This window comes from Rhizobium sp. 10N427 (genome assembly GCF_056394605.1).
Genome location: NZ_JBFTID010000001.1, coordinates 548,418 through 569,842, shown reverse-complemented (window position 1 = coordinate 569,842; position 21,425 = coordinate 548,418). Strand labels below are relative to the sequence as shown.

The window sequence follows — 21,425 nt, the reverse complement described above, 5'->3', positions numbered from 1 at the left end:
CACTCACGCCGCATATCGAGGCACGACATAAGGCCCCTCCGGGATGATGGCGACATCGGCATCGCCGTTGGCGCTGATGCTGCGGGCGATTGCCGTCTCGATATCGTCGATCATGCCGACGCCTGTCAGCGTCCGGTCGTCGCCCGAAAGACCGGTCGTATAGAGCTCGACGCTGCCGAGCCGCATCGGCTTCAACTGCATCTCCGTCTGCCACTCGTCGATCTCTGCTAGGCTCTTTGCCGTCAGCGTCGCCAGGAACCGATCGGGTCCGAGCTCGACCAGTCTTGCCTGCGCCTCGCGGAATTCCGGTGAACCGAAGCCTTCCGAACATTCCGACGCGATGATCAGCGTGCCGCCGGGCTTCAGGATATCGAGCGGCGTCACCATGCCCTTGATGGTCTGATAGTAGGTCTTGTCGAGCGGATAGCCGGCCGAAGAGGTGATGACGGTGGAGAACTTCCGGTCGAGAGGGATCTGTGTCGCGCCGCTGACGAAATCGACCGCCGCCTGATGGCTGGCGATGATCTCGCCGAAGGTGACGCAGACGAGATCGCGATCCTCATCCAGCACGGTATTCAACGCATAGACCTCACCGAGCATCCGGACGATTTCCAGCTGCTCCTCGTGCAGTGGATTGCCGATCAGATTGCATTGGACGGCCAGCGGGTCTTCCATGAAGCGTGCCGAGTGGAATGTCCGGATCGTCTCGTGATGGGCAACGCCCGGGGCAATGACCTTTCGTCCGCCCGACCAGCCTGCCATGAAATGCGGCTCGACAAGGCCGGTGGCGATCCTGAGATCGGCCTCGGCAAACAGCCGATCGAGCTTGACCGGCGTGTTCCGCGTCTTGGTGAAGCCGAAATCGATATGGGCGTCCTCGTCTCTGGCATAGTGGTTTTCGACGCGGACATTTTCGAGCACCCAGGGATCGCCGACCAGTTCGGCCAGCTCATCGCCGAGATTCGGCCGGTGCAGGCCGGTGGCGACCAGCACCGAAATCTTCTCCTGCGGAATGCCCGACGCGATCATCGTCTCGATCATCGGGCGCAGAAACAGCCGGTTCGGCACCGGCCGGGTGATGTCGCAGATCAGAATGCAGGCGCTTTGGCGGTTCTTTGCAAGGTCAGCAAGAGGTTTGGAGGCAACCGGATGGCGCAGCGCCTCGATCACCGCCGCCTTGCCATCGGCGAGTTTCGGCAGTTGCTGCTTGCGGATCACCGTCGGCCGGGCGCCCGGCGGAAGCGTGATGTCGAGATGGCCGCGGCCGTAGGAAAGAGCGATCGTGTCCATCGTCACACCTGCTCCGCCACGCCGCCGAGATAGAGCTCGCGCATCAGCGACATGTCCTTGAGTTCTGCGATCGGCCCCGACGTCGCGATGCGGCCGTTCTGCATCAGATAGCCGCGGGTGGCGACGGAAAGCGCCAGGCCGGCATTCTGCTCGACCAGTAGAACGGAGGCGTTGAAGGTCTTGCCGATGTCGAGAATGATCGTCTGGATTTCCTTGACGAGCAGCGGGGAAAGCCCGAGCGACGGCTCGTCGAGCAGCAGCACGCGGGGTCTCGCCATCAGGCCGCGGGCGATCGCCAGCATCTGCTGCTGGCCGCCGCTCAGCGAGCCGCCCTTCTGCTGCCGCTTGGTGGCAAGGATCGGGAAGAAGCGCTCCATCGTCTTGACGTCGGCTTCGACAGCGTCGGTGTCACGCCGCGCATAGGCGCCAAGACGCAGGTTTTCCTCGACGGTCATGTCGCCGAAGATCCGCCGTCCTTCCGGCACGAGAACCACACCGCGCTTGGCCATGATATCGGGCGTACGGCCCGTCACGTTTTCGCCGGCGAAGCTGATCGTTCCCGCGCGCGGTTTGACGAGGCCGACGATGGTGCGCAGCAAAGTCGATTTGCCAGCGCCGTTCGGGCCGAGAATGGTGATCACCTCGTTCTCGCCGAGCGTGACGGAGACATCGCGGTTGACGACCGTTGGGCCATACCCTGTTGTTACATTGGAAACATCGAGCAGGTTCACAGCGCACCTCCGAGATAGACTTCGAGCACCTTCGGATTGGAAAGAACGTCCTGTGTCGGCCCGTCGGCGATCTTCGAGCCGAAATCGAGGACGACCAGCCGCTTGCAGAGCATCTGCATCAGCTTCATGTCGTGATCGATGACGCAGACGCTGATGCCGTGGGCCGGGAACTGCTTGACCAGCCCGACCAGCGTTGCGGTTTCCTTGTCGTTCAGGCCTGCCGCCGGCTCATCAAGCAGGATTAGCGAGGGCCGCGTGGCGAGCGCCAGCGCGATGCCGAGGAGACGCAGATTGCCGAAGGGCAAAACGCCGGCGCGCTCATTTGCGAGCGCCGTCAGTCCGACGAAATCGAGCAGGGCGGCGGGCGTTGTCCAGGGATAGGGTCGGCTCGTCTTGCGCGCATGCTCGCAGGCGATCTGGACGTTTTCCCAGACGGTGAGGCCCGGAAAGGCCATGGCCTGCTGGAAGGTGTAGCCGATACCGGCGCCCGACACTTCATGGGCGGCGAGACTGGTGATATCCCGCCCGCGCCAGCGGACATGCCCCTCGGTCGGCCGGTAGACGCCGGTGATGACGTTGAAGAGCGTCGTCTTGCCGGAACCGTTCGGGCCGACGATGCCGAGGATCTCGCCCTCTTCGATCGACAGGTCGACACCGGATAGTGCTGTGACGCCGCCGAACTGCTTCTTCAGTCCGCTGATCTCAAGAATGGCGTTCATCGGCCTGCCTCCGAAGCATGCGTGGCAGTTGCCGCCTGGCGCGACGCCTGCTTTTGCGCCGGGCCGCGAACGAGCCTGTTCCAGCCGTCGATGAGGCCGGCGATCAGGCCGTTCGGGAGCAGCAGGATGACGGCGATCAGGCAGACGCCGTAGAGGATTCGGGATTCGACGGGATCGAGGTTCAGGACCTCAGGCAGGAAGGAGACGAGAATGCCGCCGGCGATCGGCCCGAGCAGCAGGCGCGCGCCGCCGATCATCACCATCAGCGCCAAATAGATGCTCGGGAAGGAGGAGAACTGGCTGGGCGAGATGTGCCGCAGGAAATAGGCGAGCAGCACGCCCGAGACACCGGCAAAGACGCCGCTGACGATGAAGGCGCCGATCTTGTGGCGGCCGACATTGATGCCGAGCGAGGCGGCCAGTTTCTCGTTTTCGCGGATGGCGCGCAGCGTCCGGCCATAGGGCGAGTTGATGATCCCCCAGCTGGCGATGGCGCTGAGTGCCACGAAGGCCAGCACGACGAAATAATAGGGGACGAGATCATCGAGACGCATGCCGAAGAAGCTGACCGGCAATTGCAGGTCGAGCCCAGTCGCGGCACCGGTGAAATCACCGCCATTTGTCAGAACGATGGTCAGCAGCTGGCCGAAGGCGAAGGTCATGATGACGAAGTGGTGGCCGGAGACGCGCAGCGAGGGGACGCCGATGATGGCCGCGAAGGCGGCAGCGGCGATGCCGCCAAGCGGCAGTGCCACCCAGAAGCTGATGCCGGTATCGCGGGCAAGCAGCGCCGCCGCATAGGCGCCGACGCCGACAAGGGCCGCATGGCCCATGGAGAGGATACCGGTCTGGCCGAACAGCACCGAGAGGCCATAGAGCGCGACGATGTTGATGCCGGCCGAGATCGCCAGCGACAGCATACGGTTGCTGGCGCCAAGCGTCGGGACGAAGGCAAGGATCGCCAGCACGACCAGAGCCGGTATCAGTGAGCGGAGCGACGAAAGTGAATTGTTCATAGCATGTGCCTTTCGCGCGTCAGGCCATTTTCGGGCCGCTCGTGCCGCCGAACAGTCCATTCGGGCGGAAGAGCAGAACCAGGATCATCAGGGCGAAGGAATAGGCGTCTGTCCAGGCGGAGAAGCCGTAGCCGGCGCTGAAGCCTTCGACGATGCCGAGAATCAGGCCGGCGACGACAGCACCGGTCAGGTTTCCGAGGCCGCCGATCAGCGCCACGGCAAAACCCTTCATCACCATGGTGCCGCCGGTGAACGGCGTGATCGGGAAGAGGGCGATGAGCAACGCGCCGCCGAGACCGGCAAGGGCGCTGCCGAGCACGAAGACACCGGTGATGTAGCGACGGACCGGGATGCCCATCAGTGCAGCCGTATCGCGATCATCGACGGCGGCGCGCAGCGCGCGTCCATAGCGGCTGCGGGTGACCATGGCGAAGGTCAGTGCCACGACCGCGATGGTGACGAGAATGACCATGACGCGAACCGAGGCGATGCGGACGCCGCCGATATCCCAGATGCCGGTCAGCGGGCGTGGAATGCTCTTCTGGTTCGGATCGTAGAAGAAGATGACGATGTGCTGCAGCACGACGATCAGCCCGAGCGAGACGATGAAGCCATTGGTCGGCCGCGTCAGCGTGAAGCGAAACAGCCCGCGTTCAAGCACGAAGCCCATGACGCCGACGGCAAGGACGGCGAGCACGAGAGCGATGAAGAATCCGAGGCCGGCTTGCACGGCAAGCCAAGTGACGATGCTGCCGACCATCAGGAATTCGCCATGCGCGAAATTGATGATGCCGGTCAGGCCGAAGATCAAGGTGACCCCGACGGCGATCAGCGTGATGACGCTCGCGATCGACAGGCCGTTGAGGATTTGCTGAATGAGAATGTCCACAGCTCTGTTCCGCTGTTACGGGGACTGCGCGTCAGGCGCGTCCGCTTTCAATGACGAAAGTCCCGCCGGCGCAGGGGGCCGGCGGGAGGCGCATCGGCAGTTTATTCCGCGGGGGCTTCGGCGGGTGGCTGCTGCATCGCGCAGGAGATGTCGCCGCCCGGTGCTGCAGCGCAGACCTCGGTTGCGTGCGTCACCTGATGGCTCTTGTTGAAGGAGAGGTCATCGGAAACCACGCCCTTGTGATGGAGCGATTCCAGGGCTGCGACGGTCTTGTCCGGATCGAGCGAACCGGCCTTGGTCCAGGCTTCGGCGAGCATATGGACATAGTCGTAGTAGAGCAGCGAGACCGAGGAAGTTACGCCCTTCGGTGCGCCGGCAGCGAAGTAGGCCTTGAAATAGGTCTTCGCATTGGCGTTGGAAGATTCACCCCAGCAGATCGGCACGCAGCTCATGGCGACCGGCACGTCGGCGGTCAGGCCTCGTTCCTTCCAGATGCCCGGGTCGACGCCGAACAGGAAGTAGCTGGGGGCAACGCCGAGTTCGAGCGCCTGCGGCAGGGCCGTCAGCGTCGAGTCGCCGTTGTACCAGAAGTGCACGACGTCAGGGTTCAGGCTCTTGGCGCGCGTCAGGAACGGCGAGAAGTCGGTGGTGTCGGGCGGATAGGAGATGACTTCAGGCACTTCCTGTCCTTCGGCCTTCAGTGCCTTGACGTAATAGGAGGTCAGGAACTGGCCGGTCGCGTCATTGCCGACGATGACCACAGACTTTTTCAGCGGGTGGCCGACGAGCGGGGTCAGCAGGCTGAGAACGCCGCGGGCCGTTGAGCCGGAGCGCTGGAATTCCTGCGGCTCGGACTGGAAGAGGTAATGGTCTTCGGCGCCGGGGGCGACGGACTGCGGGTTCAGGATTTTTGCCAGCGTGCTGTTGCCGGCAAACTGGATCACCTTGGCAGGCTGGGTGATCTTGGTCATCGCCAATGTAAAGTCGTGGGTTTCCGAACCGAAGATCGCCGAAACCTTTTCATCGCGAACCAGTTCCTGGGTCGCGGCAATGGCGGTGGAGATGTCTGTGCGGTCGTCGCGCTTCACCATCTCGACCTTGTAGGTCTTGTCACCAACCTTGACGCCTCCCGCGTCGTTGATTTCCTTGACCGCTAGGCCAACGCCCGCCGGCAAGGTGTGACCGGCCGAGACGAAAGCGCCGGATTCTGCGGCCACGACACCGATCTTGATCGTGTCTTCAGCCGATGCCATTTGCAGTGACGCGCCGAGGCTAAGCGCTAGAGAAATGCCTCCCAAAACAAGTGATCGCACGGTCTCATCCTCCCGATGCAGATTTTGCGTACTTACCGGGTTGTCGTACAACCCTGTTTTCTGATAATTGGGTTGACGGAGAATGTCAAGCAAGTCTAACCAGACAGTACCGGCCCGCCGGTCACCGCAAATCAGGGAGTGAGAGATGCGAACGAAGGAGTTCGGCCGGACAGGCCGCAAGGTCAGCGAGATCGGATTTGGCGCGTGGGCGATTGGCGCCGCATGGGGAGAGGTCAACGATACGGAGGCGCTCGCCGCCCTGCACGCCGCTCTCGACACCGGCGTCACCTTTATCGACACGGCCGATGTCTATGGCGACGGCCATTCGGAACGCCTGATCGCCAAGGTGATGAAGGAACGCGGCGGCGAACGCCCGTTCATCGCTACCAAGGCCGGTCGCCGCCTGCCCGAACAGTCCGTCGAAGGCTATAGCGCGGAGAACCTGAACGGCTGGATCGATCGCAGCCTCAAGAACCTTGAGACCGATTGCCTCGATCTCGTCCAGCTGCATTGCCCGCCGACGGATCTCTACTATCACCCTGAAGTTTTCGGACGTCTGGACCGGCTGGTGGAGCAGGGCAAGATCCGCAATTACGGCGTCAGCGTCGAGCGCGTCGAGGAAGCGCTGAAGGCGATCGAATATTCCGGCGTCGTCAGTGTCCAGATCATTTTCAACGCCTTCCGCCAGCGCCCGATCGAGCATTTCTTCAAGCAGGCGGAGGAAAAGAAGGTGGCGATCATCGCCCGCGTGCCGCTGGCAAGCGGGCTGCTGTCGGGCAAGTTCAAGAAGGACACCAAGTTCGAGAGCAATGACCACCGGCTCTTCAACCGCAACGGCGAAGCCTTCGATGTCGGCGAGACCTTCTCCGGCGTACCCTATGAGGTCGGTCTGGAGGCGGTCGAAAAGGTTCGTCCCCTGGTCTCCGGCGATACGACCATGGCGAAATTCGCGCTCCGCTGGATCCTGATGTTCGACGCCGTCACGCTCCCCATTCCGGGCGCCCGCAATCCGGCGCAGGCGAGCTCCAATGCCGAGGCCGCCAGCTTGCCGGCGATTTCCGACAGCGCGATGCGGGAGATCAGGTCGATCTACGACACCTACATCAAGCAATATGTTCATCAGCGCTGGTAGGGAGCGTCAACCATGACAAGCCCGATCATCGATTCCCATCATCACTTCTGGGATCCCAAAAGCGGTGGCGATTATGGCTGGCTGAGCGGCCCCTTCGAACCGATCAACCGCGTGTTCGAGCCGGACGACCTGCGCCCGGCTCTACAGAAGAATGGCGTCAACGGAACCGTTCTGGTGCAGACCTGGAACGATCTCGGCGAGACCTGGGATTTCATCAGGACGGCGGAGGCGACGGATTTCGTCGCCGGCGTCGTCGGCTGGGTGGATCTGACCGATCCGAAACTCGTCCAGACGCTTGCCGAACTGCAATCGTCGCCTCAGGGCAAGTGGCTGGTCGGCGTCCGGCACCTTATCCAGACGGAAAGTGACCCGAACTGGCTGCTGCGCGATGACGTGAAGAAGGGCCTGGAAGCTGTCGAGGCTGCCGGGCTCGTCTATGACCTCGTGCCGAACCTGCCGCAACTGCCCTCCTGCATCGCGACAGTGGAAGCCTTCCCTGAAACGCGCTTCGTGCTCGACCACATCTCGAAGCCAGAAATCCGCAATGGCGGTTTCGACGAATGGGCGGTGCTGATCCGCCAGTTCAAAGGGCAACGTGACCACGTCTGGTGCAAGGTCTCCGGCATGGTGACGGAAGCCAACTGGCAGAGCTGGACGCCTGAGGACCTGAAGCCCTACGTCCATGAAGTGCTCGATGTCTTCGGCACCGATCGCTGCATGTTCGGCACCGACTGGCCGGTTTGCCTGGTAGCGGCAAGCTACGACCGTGTCGTCGAGGCGCTGCAGGAATGCCTCAAGGATCTGTCGAGCGCCGAGCGGGAGCGGATCTTCGGACTGAACGCGATCGAGGTCTACCGGCTTCCAGGCTTTGGGGAGGACCGGGCATGACGGCGGTTATGACTTCGAGCAAGATCGGCTTTGCCTCCCGCCTCGGCTTCGGCGCGAGCGGCATCGGAACGCTCTACCGGGATGTGACCGAGGCGCAGGCGGCCGATGTTCTGGCTGCCGCCTTTGACGGCGGGATGCGCTATTTCGACACCGCGCCGCTCTATGGCCACGGTCTCAGCGAATTGCGCCTTGGCACCTTCCTGCGAACCATCGATCGCAAGACCGTCACGGTCTCCACCAAGGCCGGCCGCTATATGGCGCCGCCCTATGGCGAGAAGGTCGATTACGGTCTGTGGGCCTCGCCGCTGCGCCTCAAGCCGTTCTTCGACTACAGCTATGCCGGAACGATGCGTTCGCTCGAGCAATCGGCAAACCGGCTCGGCATTGCCGATTTCGATCTGGTCTATATCCATGATGTCGATCGCTTCACCCATGGGGATGCCTATGAGCGGCGTTTCAACGAGGCCGTCGAAGGCTGCTACCGGGCGCTCGACGATCTCAGAAAGGCCGGTCACATCAAGGCGATCGGCGTCGGCGTCAATGAGAGCGATGTTGCAACACGGTTCATGAAGGCCTGCGCGCTCGACGCTGTCATGATGGCCGGGCGCTATACCCTGCTCGACCGGGCGGCTGAAGCCGACCTGCTGCCGGAAGCTGCTCATCGGGGTGTCGAGATTGTCGTCGCCGGGGTGTTCAATTCGGGCATTCTCGCCACGGGTCCGGGCAATTCAGGCACGACCTTCGATTACGGTGCTCCGCCGGAGGAAGTCGTCGCCCGGGCCAAGCGGATCGAGGCGATCTGCGAGCGTCACGGCGTCCCCCTGCAGGCGGCAGCGATCCAGTTCGCCTTCCGCAATCCACACGTCTCCGCCGCCGTTCTCGGCATGAGCCGGCCGGAGCGCATTGCGCAGAATCTCGATTGGGCGAAGCTGCCGATCCCTGATGCCCTGTGGCAGGAAACCGACGCGCTGTTCGAGCGCGAACGCTAGGACAGAGCGCCCGCGCAAACCGCGCGGGTGCCTTTCAGCGCCTTGTGGTGCCGACCCGCGAGAGCAGGATGACGGGCAGGAGGCTGACGAGGACGATTGCGAGAGCGGCGATCGATGCCTCCTCGTATGTTCCCCTCGCTGCCTCGCCGTAGAGATGCGTGGCGAAAGTCTCGACATTCAGCGGGCGCAGCAGCAGGGTCGCCGGCAGTTCCTTGACGCAATCCACGAAGACCAGCAGCGCAGCGGCGGCAATCGCCGTCTTCGACAGCGGCAGATGCACGAGGCGGAAGGTGCCTGATGGTGTCTGGCCAAGTGTGCGCGAGGCGTGGTCGAGCGTGACAGGAATGCGCGCCAGTCCGGCGTCGATGCCGCCCGCCGAAATCGCCAGGAAGCGAACCGCCAGCGCATAGACGAGGGCCGCTCCCGATCCCATGAAGAACAATCCGGTGACGACGCCCAACCATTGAGTACCGGCATGAAAGATCATCCTGTCCGCACTGCCGAGGACGATCAGCACGCCGATCGCCACGACTGTTCCCGGTGCGGCATAGCCGGTTGCCGCAATCCGCATCAGCAAGGATGAGCCTGCACCCGGCCATAGACGGCCGGCATAGGCAAGCAGAAGGCCGAGAAGGATGACCGCGGCGGTGGCGACCGAGGCGAAGAGCACTGTGTATCCGGCTTCACTGAGGAAATTGGCGGAAACCCCGGCGAAGCGGAAGCGCTTCCAGGCCTCCGAGGCCAGATAGACAGCCGGCGCCGCGAAGCCGAGGATAACAGGCAGGAAGCCGAGAGCAGAGAGAAGGAGACCCTTGGACGGAGAGACCTTTTGCGGCTGCAGGCCGCGGCTGCGGCGGCTGTCGGTTGCGTAGCGCTGATTGCGCCGGGCCCAGCGCTCGATGGCAATCAGGGCTACGACGATGAAAAACAGTGCCAGCGCGATCTGCGATGCGCCGGGCAGGTCGGTGCGGGTGATCCAGGTCGTGTAGATCGAGACCGTCAGGGTCCGCACGCCCAGAAATTCGGCGGCGCCGACGTCGTTCAGTGTTTCCATCAATGCCAGGCTGACGCCGACGGCAACGGCCGGGCGGGCAAGCGGCAGGGCGATATGCCAGAAGACGCCGCGCCTGCTAATGCCGAGCATCCGTCCCGCTTCGATGAGATTGGCCGACTGCGTCAGGAACATCGCCCGGACAGGAATATAGACATAGGGATAAAGCACCATGCCGAGCAGCAGGATGCAGCCCGTCATCGAACGGATATCGGGCAAGCGGAACTGCCGTGGGCTCTCATAGCCGAGCAGCCAGCGGATCGCGCCCTGCACGGAGCCGATCGGATGCAGGATATCGAGATAGGCGTAGGCGATGATATAGGTCGGCACCGCGAGCGGTAGCAGCAGCGCCCATTCCAGCACGCGGCGGCCGGGAAAGTCGTAGGCTGTCACCAGCCAAGCCGTCAGCGTACCAATTGCCGCCGTCATCAGGCCGACCCCGCCGAGCAGGATCACCGTATCCGCAAGGGCGACCGGCAGGATCGTCGAAAACAGATGGCTCCAGAGCGACGGCGAGCCTTTGAACGCTTCGAAGGCGAGGCCGCCGAAGGGCAGGATGACGAGAAACGCAACAAGCCCGGCTCCGGAAAGCCAGGCGCTGACCGGCCGCCTTGCGGGGCGATCTGCCACTGATGTCAGGGACATGCAATCATCCGAACGGAAAGGGGCGCCCGCAGGTGCAGCCGCCCCGATCGCCTTAGTTGTCGAAACCGACCTTGTCGACGAGCGCGCTCGCCTCCTTGCGGTAGCCGACAATTTCGGCCAGCGGCTTGCTGTCGATCTTCAATTCGCCGAAGGAGGCGATGATCGGATCGACAGAGGCGCCGGCCTTGACCGGATACTCGTAATTGGCTTCGGCATAGATCTTCTGGGCCTCGTCGGAGACGAGATATTCCAGAAGCTTCACGGCTTCTTCCTTGTTTGGCGCATGCTTGGCAACGGCCGCACCGGAGATGTTGACCTGCGTGCCGCCGTTCTTGAAGGTCGGCAGGACCACCTTGATCGCCTCACCCCACTTGACCTGGTCTTCGCCGCCCTTTCCGGAGCGCATCAGACCGACATAGTAGGAGTTGGCAATGGCGATGTCGCAGACGCCGCCGAGGATATCCTTTGCGCCGTCGCGGTCACCACCGGCCGCCTTGCGGGCGAGGTTGTCCTTGATGCCGGAAAGCCACTTTTCGGTTTCGGCTTCGCCGTAATGGGCGATATAATCCGCAAACAGCGCCGTGTTGTACGGATGCTGGCCAGAGCGGATGCAGATCTTGCCCTTCCACTTGGGATCGGCGAGATCCTCGTAGTTGAAGGCCGTCAGATCGACATCCTTGGCGGCATAGAGCACGCGGGCGCGCATCGACAGGCCGAACCAGTAGCCCTTCGCATCGCGAAGCTGTTCTGGAATGGCGGCGTTGAGCGTTGCGGACTCGATCGGCTGGGTGACGCCCTTTTCGGCGAGATCCACCAGATTGCCGGCATCGACGGCCATCAGGATATCTGCCGGAGAGGCAGCACCTTCGCTTGCCACACGTTCGGCAAGACCGTCCTTGAGAAACACGGTGTTGACCTTGGTGCCGGTCTTCGCCGTGTAGGCTTCCAGAAGCGGCGCGATCAGCGCCGGCTCACGTGTCGTGTAGAGATTGAGCTCGGCGGCCGAAACGGTGACCGGAAGAGCGCACAGAGAAAAAGCGGCGAATGCCGCGGACATTTTGGTTTGCATCATACTACCCCCGTAAATGACTGCGCTCCGTAGCTGCAGTTCTTGAGGGGGATAGTCAAGTTTAAGTCGCCGCCATCACGGCTTCGTGATGGCGTTCTCACCCGTTCAGGCGAAGGCGAGCACCCGTTCGGGAGCGATCGAGATTCGCACGCTCTGCGCATCGTCCGGCAGGCGCCGCATGGTGCGGGTCCGGATCGGAGCCTGGAGACCCTCGACATCGAGCGTCAGTTCCTCGATTTCCCCCTGGAAGGAGCGCCTGATGATGCGGGCCGGCAGGTCACCTTCATCGACCGAGACCGTGATATCCTGGAAGCGCACATAGACGGTGCCGCTTTCCTCGTCGCGCAGGTCGAGCCCATGCGCGAAGCTGCCGATTGCCGTTTCCATGCGGCCGTTCCTGCTGATGCCGGGAATCTTGTTCGCCAGCGAAAAGAATTCGGCGGCATAGGCGCAGTTCGGCCGGTCGTGGAGATCGTAGCCGGTTCCCACCTGAACGATCTCACCCGCCCGCATCAGCACCACCCGGTCGCCCGCCGACAGCGCCTCCTGCGGATCATGGGTGACGATGATGGCGGTGGTGCCGAGTGTTCTCAGAAGTGCGATCGTCTCGGTGCGGACCTGCTCGCGCAGCCCCTGGTCGAGGTTGGAGAATGGCTCGTCCATCAGCAGGATGCGCGGCCGCGGCGCCAGCGCCCGGGCAAGTGCCACGCGCTGCTGCTCGCCGCCAGAGAGCATATGCGGGTAGCGGTCCGTCAGATGGCCGATCCCGGCAATGCTGATGACTTCCGCCGCCATCGCTGCCGCTTCGGCCTTTGGCCGCCTGCGCAGACCGAAGAGAATGTTCTGCATCGCCGTCAGATGCGGAAAGAGGGCATAGTCCTGGAAGACGAAACCGATCTTGCGTTCTTCCGGCTCGACGAAGCGGTCCGGCCCGGACACCATCTCGCCCTCCAGCACCACTGCTCCGCCATCCGGCCGCTCGATGCCTGCGATCACCCGGAGAAGCGTGGACTTGCCGCAGCCGGAATGGCCGACCAGGGTGACGATCTCGCCACGGGCGACGGTCAGCGACAGGCCGGCAAGTGCTGCCTGGGCGCCGAAGCTGCGGCGGATCGCTGATATCTCGAGCGCGGGTGAAGAGGCCTTGTCCTGCATGCGGGTCCTTGGAAGCTTGGTTCGAACCGCCTTACCTTAGGGAGCCCAAGGCCCGCGTACAACCACCGCCCGAAATCCCGCGTTCAACGCCAGTCTTCGGAGGCGCAGCAAAAATGGCGCAGGCGCGCAAATTTTAGGCATTGGCGTACCGCTCTTGGCCAAAGCGGGCTGTGCCGGACGCAGAAGTTGCGATAGATGCTGTGCTAGCGAACGCCACCGGGAGGATTTCACCCGGTCCCGAACGCTTCCATTTCTTCATCACATGACCGCAGCAGGCAAGGAATCCTGTTGCAGGAGGATATATTCATGGCCGTAGTGAGCGAAACCGCGCCGCGTTTCCAGAAGACGACAATGTCGATCCTGATGGCAGTCAGCTTCTGCCACATGCTGAACGATATCATGCAGTCGCTTCTTGCGTCGCTATATCCGCTCTTCAAGGCCAATTATAACCTCGACTTCGTACAGATCGGCCTGCTGACGATGACCTTCCAGGTCACCGCGTCGCTGCTGCAGCCTTTCGTCGGCATCTTCACCGACCGCTGGCCGATGCCCTATTCGCTGCCAGTCGGCATGGCCAGCACCTTCTGCGGCCTGATCCTGCTGGGCAATGCCGGCAGTTTCGAGCTGCTGCTCGTTGCGGCAAGCCTCATCGGCTTCGGCTCCGCCGTCTTCCATCCGGAGTCCTCGCGCGTCGCGCGGCTGGCCTCCGGCGGCCGTCACGGCTTTGCACAGTCCTTCTTCCAGGTGGGCGGCAATGCCGGTCAGGCGATCGGCCCGCTGATCGCCGCGTTCATCGTCTTCCCGCTCGGCCAGCACAGCGTTTCCTGGCTATCGGGCATCGCGCTGATCGGCATGATCGTGCTCGGCTGGGTCGGCAACTGGTACATGAGCCACCGCCGCCAGAATGCCGGCAAGCCGGCCGTCAGCCGCACCCTGCCGTTGCCGCAGAACAAGGTGGTGATCGCGCTGCTGATCCTCGTGCTTCTGACCGCGACGAAGAACGTCTACATGGCAAGTATCTCGAGCTACTTCACCTTCTATGTCATCGACCGTTTCCAGCTCGGCGTGCAGCAGGCGCAGCTGATGCTATTCCTGTTCCTGGGCTCGGTTGCCGTCGGCACCTTCCTCGGCGGCCCGATCGGCGATCGTCTCGGCGCCCGTTTCGTCATCTGGTTCTCGATCCTCGGCGTCATTCCCTTCGCGCTGATGCTGCCCTATGCCAACCTCTTCTGGACATGCGTTCTCAGCGTCGTCATCGGCCTGATCTTCGCTTCGGCCTTCTCGGCGATCGTCGTCTTCGCGCAGGAGCTGGTGCCGGGCCGCGTCGGGCTGATTGCCGGGGTGTTCTTCGGCTTCGCCTTCGGCGCCGGTGGTCTCGGCGCCGCCTTCCTCGGCGATTTCGCCGATAGCCACGGCATCGAGTTCATCTACAAGATCTGCTCCTATCTGCCGCTGCTCGGCCTGCTGACGATCTTCCTGCCGAAGATCCCCAGACACGCGCACGGGTGACCGGGCACGCGGAAGCGTGACGGGAAGGCTCGTGTAAATTATCCTAAGGCCCTATCGCGCCGCATGCATTCCTGGTGATAGCGTGCGGCGCAATGACATGCCGGAGGATGACATGACGAAGAAGACCGTGGCCGATTGGCAGGCGCTTGCCGCGAAGGAGCTGAAGGCTTCTCCGGATGTGCTTGTCTGGCACACGCCTGAGGGCATCGACGTCAAGCCGCTCTATACGGCCGAGGATATCGCGGGCGCCGGTCATCTGGACAGCATTCCGGGCTTTGCTCCCTTCACCCGCGGACCGCGGGCGACGATGTATGCCGGACGCCCCTGGACCATCCGCCAATATGCCGGCTTCTCGACCGCCGAAGCCTCCAATGCCTTCTACCGCAAGGCGCTTGCCGCCGGTCAGCAGGGCGTCTCGGTTGCCTTCGATCTGGCCACCCATCGCGGCTATGACAGCGATCATCCGCGCGTCGAAGGAGATGTCGGCAAGGCCGGCGTGGCGATCGACAGCGTCGAGGACATGAAGATCCTGTTCGACGGCATCCCGCTGGAGAAGATCTCGGTGTCGATGACGATGAACGGCGCCGTCATCCCGATCCTCGCCTCCTTCATCGTCGCCGGGGAAGAGCAGGGTGTTTCGCGCGCGGCTCTGTCCGGCACCATCCAGAACGACATCCTCAAGGAGTTCATGGTCCGCAACACCTATATCTATCCGCCCGAGCCCTCGATGCGGATCGTTGCCGATATCATCGAGTATACAGCGCGCGAGATGCCGAAGTTCAATTCGATCTCGATCTCCGGCTATCACATGCAGGAGGCCGGTGCGACGCTGGTGCAGGAGCTTGCCTTCACGCTGGCCGATGGCCGCGAATATGTGCGGGCGGCCATCGCCAAGGGTCTCGACGTCGACGAATTCGCCGGACGCCTCTCCTTCTTCTTCGCCATCGGCATGAACTTCTTCATGGAGGCGGCAAAGCTGCGTGCCGCCCGTCTGCTATGGACGAAGATCATGGAGGAGTTCCAGCCGAAGAAGGCCTCGTCGCTGATGCTGCGCACCCATTGCCAGACGTCGGGTGTCTCGCTGCAGGAGCAGGATCCCTATAACAACATCATCAGGACCGCCTTCGAGGCGATGTCGGCCGTGCTCGGCGGCACGCAGTCGCTGCACACCAATTCCTTCGACGAGGCGATCGCCCTGCCGACGGAATTCTCGGCCCGCATCGCCCGCAACACCCAGCTGATCCTGCAGCACGAGACGGGGGTGACCAAGGTCGTCGATCCCCTGGCTGGTTCCTATTATGTCGAGAGCCTCACAAAGGAATTGGCCGACAAGGCCTGGGCGCTGATCGAGGAGGTCGAGGCGCTCGGCGGCATGACCAAGGCCGTCAACGAAGGCCTGCCGAAGCGGCTGATCGAGGAAGCCGCGACGCGCCGTCAGGCCGCTGTCGACAAGGGCGACGAAGTGATCGTCGGCGTCAACAAATACCGGCTCGAGACCGAGGAAGAGCTCGACATCCTGGCGATCGACAATGCGGCTGTGCGGACCGCGCAGGTCAAGCGCATCGAGGACACGCGCCGCCGCCGTGATGGCGTCAAGGTTGCCGAAACCCTGAAAGCCCTTGCAGACATCGCCCGCACCGGAGAGGGAAACCTGCTTGCCGCCGCAGTCGAGGCAGCGCGGGCGCGCGCCACCGTCGGTGAAATCTCCGATGCGATGCGCGCGTCCTTCGGCGATCATGCGGCGGTACCCGAGGTGATCAGGGACGTCTATGGCGAGGCCTATCGCGATCAGCCGGAGCTTGCCGTGCTGAAGGGCCGCATGGCGGATGTGACGGAGAGCCTCGGGCGCAAGCCGAAGATCATGGTCGCCAAGCTCGGCCAGGACGGCCATGACCGCGGTGCGAAAGTCATCTCTTCGGCCTTCGGCGATGTCGGCTTCGACGTGCTGGCCGGGCCGCTGTTCCAGACGCCCGATGAGGCGGCCGGGATGGCGATCGGCGAGAAGGTCAACGTCATCGGCGTCTCGTCGCTGGCGGCTGGTCACAAGACGCTGCTGCCGCAGCTGGTCGAGGCGCTGAAGGCAAAGGGTGGCGGCGATGTCATCGTCGTCTGCGGCGGGGTCATTCCGCGCCAGGACTATCAGTTCCTCACCGACCACGGCGTCGCCGCCGTCTTCGGGCCGGGGACGAATGTGCTCGATGCCGCAAACTCCGTGCTGGATCTGCTGCAGGGCATCAGGCGAAATACCTGATGCTACCGGCCGGGGCCGTTACCGCCCCGGAATCGCCACCCGCATTTCGATGAAGCGGAAGATCCGGCCGAAGACCGCACCCATCAACAGATAGAGCGTACCGGCGATCAGGAAGGTTTCGAAGGGCGCGTAGGTGCGGGCGACGAAGACGCGGGCGGCACCGGTCATTTCCATCACGGTCACGGCGCTGGCGAGCGTCGAGCCCTTCATGACCAGCACCAGTTCGTTGGCGATCGCCGGAAGGATGGCACGGTAGGCCTGCGGCAGGATGATCTTCAGCAATAGCACCACGCGATGCAGCCCGAGCGCCTGTCCTGCCTCCCACTGACCTGCCGGGAGTTGGCGGATCGCACCGGCCAGCAGCTCGGCGGAATAGGCGGCCGAATTCAGGCCGATTGCGAAGATGGCGCAATAGATGGGGCTGCGCAGCACCGGCCACAGGAAGCCGTGGCGGATCAGATCGATCTGGCCGAGGCCGTAATAGACGATGAACAGCTGGACCAGCAGCGGGCTGCCGCGGATCAGGAACGTATAGGTCGAGACCGGCACGCGCAGAGAACGGCGCGAGGAGGTCACCGCCAAAGCCAGCGGCAGGGCCAGAACCTGGCCGAGCGCGAAGCTCGCCACGGTGATCAGGACGGTGAGGATGAAGCCGTCCTTGACGGTCAGAAACGCCGGAAGAAACAGATCGAAGGAGAGCATGGTCACCTCATATGCGGCGTGAGGCGCAGCTCATACGCCTTCAGGAGAAGGGACGAGATGCCGGTGATGGCAACATAGAGGCCGGCAGCGGCCAGATAGAAGGCGAGTGGTTGATGCGTCGCGCCGGCGGCGACCACCGATTTGCGCATCAGCTCCTCAAGGCCGACGACCGAGACGAGGGCACTTTCCTTGAGGATCACCAGCCACTGGTTTCCAAGGCCGGGAAGGGCGCGCACCATCATCTGCGGCAGGATGACGAGAAGGAAGGCGCGGGGCTTGCGCAGCCCGAGCGACAGTGCTGCCTCCCACTGTCCCTGCGAGACGCTGAGCAGAGCGCCGCGCAGGATTTCGGTTAGGTATGCGGCGGCAACGACCGACAGCGACACGACACCCGCGGTCAACGCATCGACTTCGACATAGCGGCCGATCATCTTGGTCAGCAGCACCGTGCCGCCATAGAAGACCAGGAAGATGACCAGCAGTTCGGGTAGGCCGCGGATCAGCCCGACATAGCCCATAATGATCTTGCGCGTCAGCGGACTGCCATAGACGGCGAGCGGCGCAAGGGCTGCGGCGATGACGAAGCCCGCGACGAAGCTGGCGACGCCAACGATCAGGGTGGTCAACAGCCCCTGCAGAAGCTGTCCGTGATATTGGACGAGGGCATCAAGCATCTGCGGCAGCCTCCCGGGTCACTGCGCTCTCGCAAAGGGCCGCGAAAAACTCGGCGGAAAAGCCGATCATGTTCTCGAAATGGGAGACTAGGATATTCTCGTCCGGAGAGTGCAGCATCGCGCCGTGATGCGTCAGGCCGGCGCCGAACAGGGTGGCGCCGAATTTGTGGACGAAAGGATGCGCAAGCCCCGAGGCGGCCGAACTCGGCTGGATCACCGCTGGCCGCCCGAACCATTTTTCCAGCAGTGCCGCCCCCAGATCGACGGCGGGATGCGACGGGTCGCTTCTGACGCCGAGAACCTCGGCATCGAGGATTTTCATCTCGACGTCGTCAAATCCCTTCGCGTCCAGGTGACGGCGCAGCAATGCGGCGATCTCTACCGGGTGCTGGCCCGGTGCCAGCCGGAAATCGAGCTTGGCCATTCCGGTGCAGGGCAGAACGGTCTTTGCCCCTTCGCCGTCATAGCCGCCGTGAAAGCCGTTGACGTTCAGGCAGGGTTCGAAATTCAGGTGCTCGTAGAACGTATCAGCATCGACGCCATCGAGCAGGCGCTGTCCGCCGGTTTCGGCCTGCAGGCTTTCGAGCGGGAAAGGCGGGGTCGCGGCAAGCGCGCGGCTGCGGACATCCGGCGCCATAACGTCGTCATAAAAGCCGTCGATCAGGATGCGGCCGGAAGCGTCTCGCAGCGAGGCAATGGCGGCCGCAAGGCGCCAGAGCGGATTATCGAAGATAGCGCCAAGGCTCGAATGCAGGTCGGCCCGCGCCGTGCGGCATTCGAGCTCGACCGCGAGGATGCCCTTGAAGCCCATAAGAATGATCGGGCGGCCTGACTTGTCGACTTCGCCGAATTCCCACCAGCAGAGGTCGGCCCTGGTGTCCGGGAAGCGGCTGTCGAGGAAGCGGGTCAGCGACGGGCTGCCGATCTCCTCTTCGCCTTCGACGATCCAGATCAGCTTGAACGGCAGGGCGCCGGGATGGGCTTGGCGGAAAAGATTCCAACCGGCTATGCGGCTGATGAACTCGCCCTTGTCGTCGGCCGATCCCCGGCCGTAGAGGCGGCCATCGCGCTCGGTGAGCACGAAGGGCGGATCAGTCCAGAGGGCGACCGGGTCTTCCGGCTGCACGTCGTAGTGATTGTAGATGACAAGCGTGAACGGTCCATCGCCGGTCTCGCCGACGACGAACGGGCCGACATCGCCCTTGTGCTGCCCTGTGCTGAAACCGGCTTCGGCAAGAAGGCGCTCGACCTCGTCCGCGCAGGCCTCCATGCCTTCGCCACGGGCGCTGACGGATGGAATGGCCACCAGGGCGGACAGATCGTTCCTGGCTGCCGCCAGGATGTCGGGTGAAATGCGCATGGTCTCTCCTGGAAGGGGAGGCGGGCATGCCGCCTCCCGCATGCCATTATTTCTTGGAGGCGTCGTAGCCGAACCACTTCTCGGAAATGGTCTTGACCGTACCGTCCTTCAGCATCGCTTCGACGGCGCCGTCGACCTTGGTCTTCAGCTCGGCCTTGCCCTTGCCCATGGCAACGCCCTGGCCCTTGCCGAATTCGGCAAAGTCGGCGCTGGTCAGCAGCGGACCTGCATAGGCGAGCTTGTCGGCGCCGCGATCCTTGATGAGCGGCTCCCAGGCGGAACGCTCCATCAGGCCGGCATCGATGCGGCCAGCGACGAGGTCGTCGGCAACTTGGTCGGGACGGTCGTAGACCCGTACGTCGGCATCCGGGAAATGGGCGCGGATCACCTGCTCGTGGGTCGAGCCGGACTGAACGCCGATCGAAGCCTTGGCGAGGGCCTTGGTGAGATCGGCGGCAGACTTGGCCGAGGCTGCATCGCTGCCTGGCGCGGTGACGATCGCGTTCGGAGCGTCGGCATAGGCGGCCGAGAAATCGACCTTCTGCGAGCGTTCGTCGTTGATCGACACGCCCGAGATGACGAGGTCGAACTTGCCGACCTGAAGACCCGGCAGCAGGCCGTCATAGGCCTGGTTCTGCCAGTTGCAGGTGGCGGCGATGCGCTTGCAGATCTCGTCACCGACATCCTTGTCGAAGCCGATGATGTTGCCGCTGGCATCGACCGATTCCCACGGCGGGTAATCGGCGCTGGTGCCGATGCGAAGCTCGTCGGCAAAGGCGGTGCCCGCGAGAAGCGAAAGCGAGAGCACTGTCAAAAGTCGTTTCATGGAAATTCCCCTTTTGTTTGGAAACGGACTCAATCCGCCGCCCGCAACCGGGCGGCTGGAATTCTTGGGTTTTCGAGGAGATCAGGCGGCCGAAACGGCGGCCTCCTTCAGGAATTGCGAAATGCGCTTCAGGCCCTCGTGGAGTACCGCTTCGCCATTCGTGTAGCCGATGCGCAGGTAGCCCTCCATGTCCATGGCGCTGCCCGGCGTCAGCATGACGCCCTTCTGTTCGAGAAGGCGAAGGCAGAAGTCCTCGGAGGAGATCGGCAGATCGTATTTCAGCAGGGCCGTGGTGCCGGATTTCGGCTTGATCCAGGAAATCAGCGGCTCGGCATCGACCCAGTCCGAGAGGATGGAGAGACCGCTGCGGGTGATATGATGGCTACGCTTCAGGATCTTGTCGCGATTTTCGAGCGCGATCGCCGCAAAGTGGTCGTCGAGGCGGCCGACGCTGATCGTGTTGTAGTCGCGATGAACGGAAACCGCATGTATCAAATCTTCCGGACCGGCAATCCAGCCGAGACGCAATCCGGCCAGCGAATAGGTCTTCGACATGCTGCCGGTGCTGATGCCCTTTTCGTAGAGATCGGCGATCGAGGCGGTCATGCCGTCTGCGCCTTCCTGATCCGTGCCGCGATAGACTTCGTCGCAGAGGATCCAGGCGCCGCAAGCACGGGCAATCTCGACGATCTTTTCGAGATAGGCGCGGTCCATCAGCGAACCGGTCGGGTTGTTCGGGTTGTTGATGGCGATCAGCTTGGTGCCCGGGGTCGCCAGCTTCTTCAGCTCTTCGAGATCGGGCAGGAAGCCGGTCTTTTCGGTGAGCTTTAGGATCTGGATGTCGGCGCCGATGCTCTCGGGGATCGAGTAGTGCTGCTGGTAGGTCGGCAGCACGGAGATGACGCGATCGCCCTTTTCGACGAGGGTCAGGTGAACGAGTGCGTTGGCGCCTATCGCGCCGTGGGTGATTACGGTATTCTCGAGCTTCTGGCGCTCGTAGAGGCCGGCAACCAGGTTGCGCAGCCGCACGCTGCCTTCGATCTCGCCATAGGTGAGCTTCAGCGGCAGCAATTCGGCGGCGATATCCGTCTTGCCTGCCATGTCGAGCAATTCGCCGACGGTCAGCGATTCGACGCAGGTCTCGGCGAGGTTCAGCTCGCAGACGTTCTCGTATTTGTTCATCCAAATCTCGACGCCGAAATTGCGGATCTTCATG

The 21,425-nt window shown here is 63.0% G+C and carries 19 protein-coding genes; 5 read left to right on the top strand and 14 right to left on the bottom strand.

Annotated elements, in window-relative coordinates:
- Nucleotides 1–3: 3 nt before the first annotated feature.
- The 6 genes from AC1DIJ_RS02445 to AC1DIJ_RS02420 all read right to left on the bottom strand — a co-directional run bounded on the left by AC1DIJ_RS02445 (nt 4) and on the right by AC1DIJ_RS02420 (nt 5,958).
- Nucleotides 4–1,290: a nickel-dependent lactate racemase family protein gene (locus AC1DIJ_RS02445; RefSeq protein ID WP_310290729.1), complete on the bottom strand. Its 1,287-nt coding sequence runs from the start codon at nt 1,288–1,290 to the stop codon at nt 4–6.
- Nucleotides 1,291–1,292: 2 nt separating this feature from the next.
- Complete coding sequence (locus AC1DIJ_RS02440) at nt 1,293–2,021, bottom strand: ABC transporter ATP-binding protein (protein ID WP_112388733.1); 729 nt, start codon at nt 2,019–2,021, stop codon at nt 1,293–1,295.
- A complete protein-coding gene (locus AC1DIJ_RS02435) occupies nt 2,018–2,740 on the bottom strand; it encodes an ABC transporter ATP-binding protein (protein WP_112388732.1) in 723 nt (240 codons plus the stop codon). The genes AC1DIJ_RS02440 and AC1DIJ_RS02435 overlap by 4 nt, the downstream gene beginning before the upstream one ends.
- Entirely contained in the window at nt 2,737–3,756 is a 1,020-nt protein-coding gene (locus AC1DIJ_RS02430) for a branched-chain amino acid ABC transporter permease (protein ID WP_112388731.1), read from the bottom strand. Before AC1DIJ_RS02430 ends, AC1DIJ_RS02435 begins: the two co-directional genes overlap by 4 nt.
- Before the next feature lie 19 nt (nt 3,757–3,775).
- Nucleotides 3,776–4,645 carry a branched-chain amino acid ABC transporter permease gene (locus AC1DIJ_RS02425; protein WP_112388730.1) on the bottom strand — a complete coding sequence of 290 codons (870 nt, stop codon included), beginning with the start codon at nt 4,643–4,645 and terminating at the stop codon, nt 3,776–3,778.
- Nucleotides 4,646–4,746: 101 nt separating this feature from the next.
- Nucleotides 4,747–5,958 carry an ABC transporter substrate-binding protein gene (locus AC1DIJ_RS02420; protein WP_112388729.1) on the bottom strand — a complete coding sequence of 404 codons (1,212 nt, stop codon included), beginning with the start codon at nt 5,956–5,958 and terminating at the stop codon, nt 4,747–4,749.
- A gap of 145 nt (nt 5,959–6,103) precedes the next feature.
- Between AC1DIJ_RS02420 and AC1DIJ_RS02415 the strand changes: the two genes are divergently transcribed.
- The 3 genes from AC1DIJ_RS02415 to AC1DIJ_RS02405 are packed head-to-tail and all read left to right on the top strand — an operon-like array spanning nt 6,104 to nt 8,967.
- Entirely contained in the window at nt 6,104–7,090 is a 987-nt protein-coding gene (locus tag AC1DIJ_RS02415; RefSeq protein WP_112388728.1) for an aldo/keto reductase, read from the top strand.
- A 12-nt stretch (nt 7,091–7,102) separates the two neighbouring features.
- A complete protein-coding gene (locus tag AC1DIJ_RS02410; protein ID WP_112388727.1) occupies nt 7,103–7,978 on the top strand; it encodes an amidohydrolase family protein in 876 nt (291 codons plus the stop codon).
- Entirely contained in the window at nt 7,975–8,967 is a 993-nt protein-coding gene (locus AC1DIJ_RS02405; RefSeq protein ID WP_162698699.1) for an aldo/keto reductase, read from the top strand. The genes AC1DIJ_RS02410 and AC1DIJ_RS02405 overlap by 4 nt, the downstream gene beginning before the upstream one ends.
- 34 nt (nt 8,968–9,001) lie before the next feature.
- On the opposite strand, the gene AC1DIJ_RS02400 is transcribed toward AC1DIJ_RS02405, so the two are convergent.
- The 3 genes from AC1DIJ_RS02400 to AC1DIJ_RS02390 all read right to left on the bottom strand — a co-directional run bounded on the left by AC1DIJ_RS02400 (nt 9,002) and on the right by AC1DIJ_RS02390 (nt 12,887).
- The gene (locus AC1DIJ_RS02400) at nt 9,002–10,663 is read right to left on the bottom strand and encodes an ABC transporter permease (protein ID WP_112388725.1); all 1,662 of its coding nucleotides are present in this window, start codon (nt 10,661–10,663) and stop codon (nt 9,002–9,004) included.
- A gap of 52 nt (nt 10,664–10,715) precedes the next feature.
- A complete protein-coding gene (locus AC1DIJ_RS02395; RefSeq protein WP_162698698.1) occupies nt 10,716–11,720 on the bottom strand; it encodes an extracellular solute-binding protein in 1,005 nt (334 codons plus the stop codon).
- Between the two features lie 117 nt (nt 11,721–11,837).
- On the bottom strand, nt 11,838–12,887 hold the full coding sequence (locus AC1DIJ_RS02390) for an ABC transporter ATP-binding protein (protein WP_112388724.1): 1,050 nt from the start codon (nt 12,885–12,887) through the stop codon (nt 11,838–11,840).
- Nucleotides 12,888–13,193: 306 nt separating this feature from the next.
- Here AC1DIJ_RS02390 and AC1DIJ_RS02385 point away from each other — a divergent pair, with 306 nt between their 5' ends.
- The gene (locus AC1DIJ_RS02385; protein WP_112388723.1) at nt 13,194–14,396 is read left to right on the top strand and encodes an MFS transporter; all 1,203 of its coding nucleotides are present in this window, start codon (nt 13,194–13,196) and stop codon (nt 14,394–14,396) included.
- Nucleotides 14,397–14,508: 112 nt separating this feature from the next.
- The gene (gene scpA / locus AC1DIJ_RS02380; RefSeq protein ID WP_112388722.1) at nt 14,509–16,647 is read left to right on the top strand and encodes a methylmalonyl-CoA mutase; all 2,139 of its coding nucleotides are present in this window, start codon (nt 14,509–14,511) and stop codon (nt 16,645–16,647) included.
- Nucleotides 16,648–16,665: 18 nt separating this feature from the next.
- Here scpA and AC1DIJ_RS02375 read toward each other — a convergent pair whose 3' ends face one another.
- The 5 genes from AC1DIJ_RS02375 to AC1DIJ_RS02355 all read right to left on the bottom strand — a co-directional run bounded on the left by AC1DIJ_RS02375 (nt 16,666) and on the right by AC1DIJ_RS02355 (nt 21,424).
- Nucleotides 16,666–17,349 carry an ABC transporter permease gene (locus tag AC1DIJ_RS02375; protein WP_112388721.1) on the bottom strand — a complete coding sequence of 228 codons (684 nt, stop codon included), beginning with the start codon at nt 17,347–17,349 and terminating at the stop codon, nt 16,666–16,668.
- Between the two features lie 2 nt (nt 17,350–17,351).
- Nucleotides 17,352–18,023, bottom strand: coding sequence for an ABC transporter permease subunit (locus AC1DIJ_RS02370; protein ID WP_112388720.1), 672 nt, complete (start codon nt 18,021–18,023; stop codon nt 17,352–17,354).
- Nucleotides 18,016–19,383 carry a M20/M25/M40 family metallo-hydrolase gene (locus AC1DIJ_RS02365; protein ID WP_112388719.1) on the bottom strand — a complete coding sequence of 456 codons (1,368 nt, stop codon included), beginning with the start codon at nt 19,381–19,383 and terminating at the stop codon, nt 18,016–18,018. Before AC1DIJ_RS02365 ends, AC1DIJ_RS02370 begins: the two co-directional genes overlap by 8 nt.
- Before the next feature lie 46 nt (nt 19,384–19,429).
- A complete protein-coding gene (locus tag AC1DIJ_RS02360) occupies nt 19,430–20,209 on the bottom strand; it encodes a transporter substrate-binding domain-containing protein (protein ID WP_112388718.1) in 780 nt (259 codons plus the stop codon).
- Between the two features lie 81 nt (nt 20,210–20,290).
- Nucleotides 20,291–21,424: an aminotransferase gene (locus AC1DIJ_RS02355; RefSeq protein WP_112388717.1), complete on the bottom strand. Its 1,134-nt coding sequence runs from the start codon at nt 21,422–21,424 to the stop codon at nt 20,291–20,293.
- Between the last annotated feature and the right edge of the window lies 1 nt (nt 21,425).

Bases quoted from the DNA above. Each gene is read 5' to 3' on its own strand.
- AC1DIJ_RS02445 (WP_310290729.1), bottom strand. From the start codon at position 1,290: ATGGACACGATCGCTCTTTCCTACGGCCGCGGCCATCTCGACATCACG.
- AC1DIJ_RS02435 (WP_112388732.1), bottom strand. From the start codon at position 2,740: ATGAACGCCATTCTTGAGATCAGCGGACTGAAGAAGCAGTTCGGCGGC.
- AC1DIJ_RS02430 (WP_112388731.1), bottom strand. From the start codon at position 3,756: ATGAACAATTCACTTTCGTCGCTCCGCTCACTGATACCGGCTCTGGTC.
- AC1DIJ_RS02415 (WP_112388728.1), top strand. From the start codon at position 6,104: ATGCGAACGAAGGAGTTCGGCCGGACAGGCCGCAAGGTCAGCGAGATC.
- AC1DIJ_RS02410 (WP_112388727.1), top strand. From the start codon at position 7,103: ATGACAAGCCCGATCATCGATTCCCATCATCACTTCTGGGATCCCAAA.
- AC1DIJ_RS02405 (WP_162698699.1), top strand. From the start codon at position 7,975: ATGACGGCGGTTATGACTTCGAGCAAGATCGGCTTTGCCTCCCGCCTC.
- AC1DIJ_RS02400 (WP_112388725.1), bottom strand. From the start codon at position 10,663: ATGTCCCTGACATCAGTGGCAGATCGCCCCGCAAGGCGGCCGGTCAGC.
- AC1DIJ_RS02395 (WP_162698698.1), bottom strand. From the start codon at position 11,720: ATGTCCGCGGCATTCGCCGCTTTTTCTCTGTGCGCTCTTCCGGTCACC.
- AC1DIJ_RS02390 (WP_112388724.1), bottom strand. From the start codon at position 12,887: ATGCAGGACAAGGCCTCTTCACCCGCGCTCGAGATATCAGCGATCCGC.
- AC1DIJ_RS02385 (WP_112388723.1), top strand. From the start codon at position 13,194: ATGGCCGTAGTGAGCGAAACCGCGCCGCGTTTCCAGAAGACGACAATG.
- scpA (WP_112388722.1), top strand. From the start codon at position 14,509: ATGACGAAGAAGACCGTGGCCGATTGGCAGGCGCTTGCCGCGAAGGAG.
- AC1DIJ_RS02375 (WP_112388721.1), bottom strand. From the start codon at position 17,349: ATGCTCTCCTTCGATCTGTTTCTTCCGGCGTTTCTGACCGTCAAGGAC.
- AC1DIJ_RS02370 (WP_112388720.1), bottom strand. From the start codon at position 18,023: ATGCTTGATGCCCTCGTCCAATATCACGGACAGCTTCTGCAGGGGCTG.
- AC1DIJ_RS02365 (WP_112388719.1), bottom strand. From the start codon at position 19,383: ATGCGCATTTCACCCGACATCCTGGCGGCAGCCAGGAACGATCTGTCC.
- AC1DIJ_RS02360 (WP_112388718.1), bottom strand. From the start codon at position 20,209: ATGAAACGACTTTTGACAGTGCTCTCGCTTTCGCTTCTCGCGGGCACC.
- AC1DIJ_RS02355 (WP_112388717.1), bottom strand. From the start codon at position 21,424: ATGAAGATCCGCAATTTCGGCGTCGAGATTTGGATGAACAAATACGAG.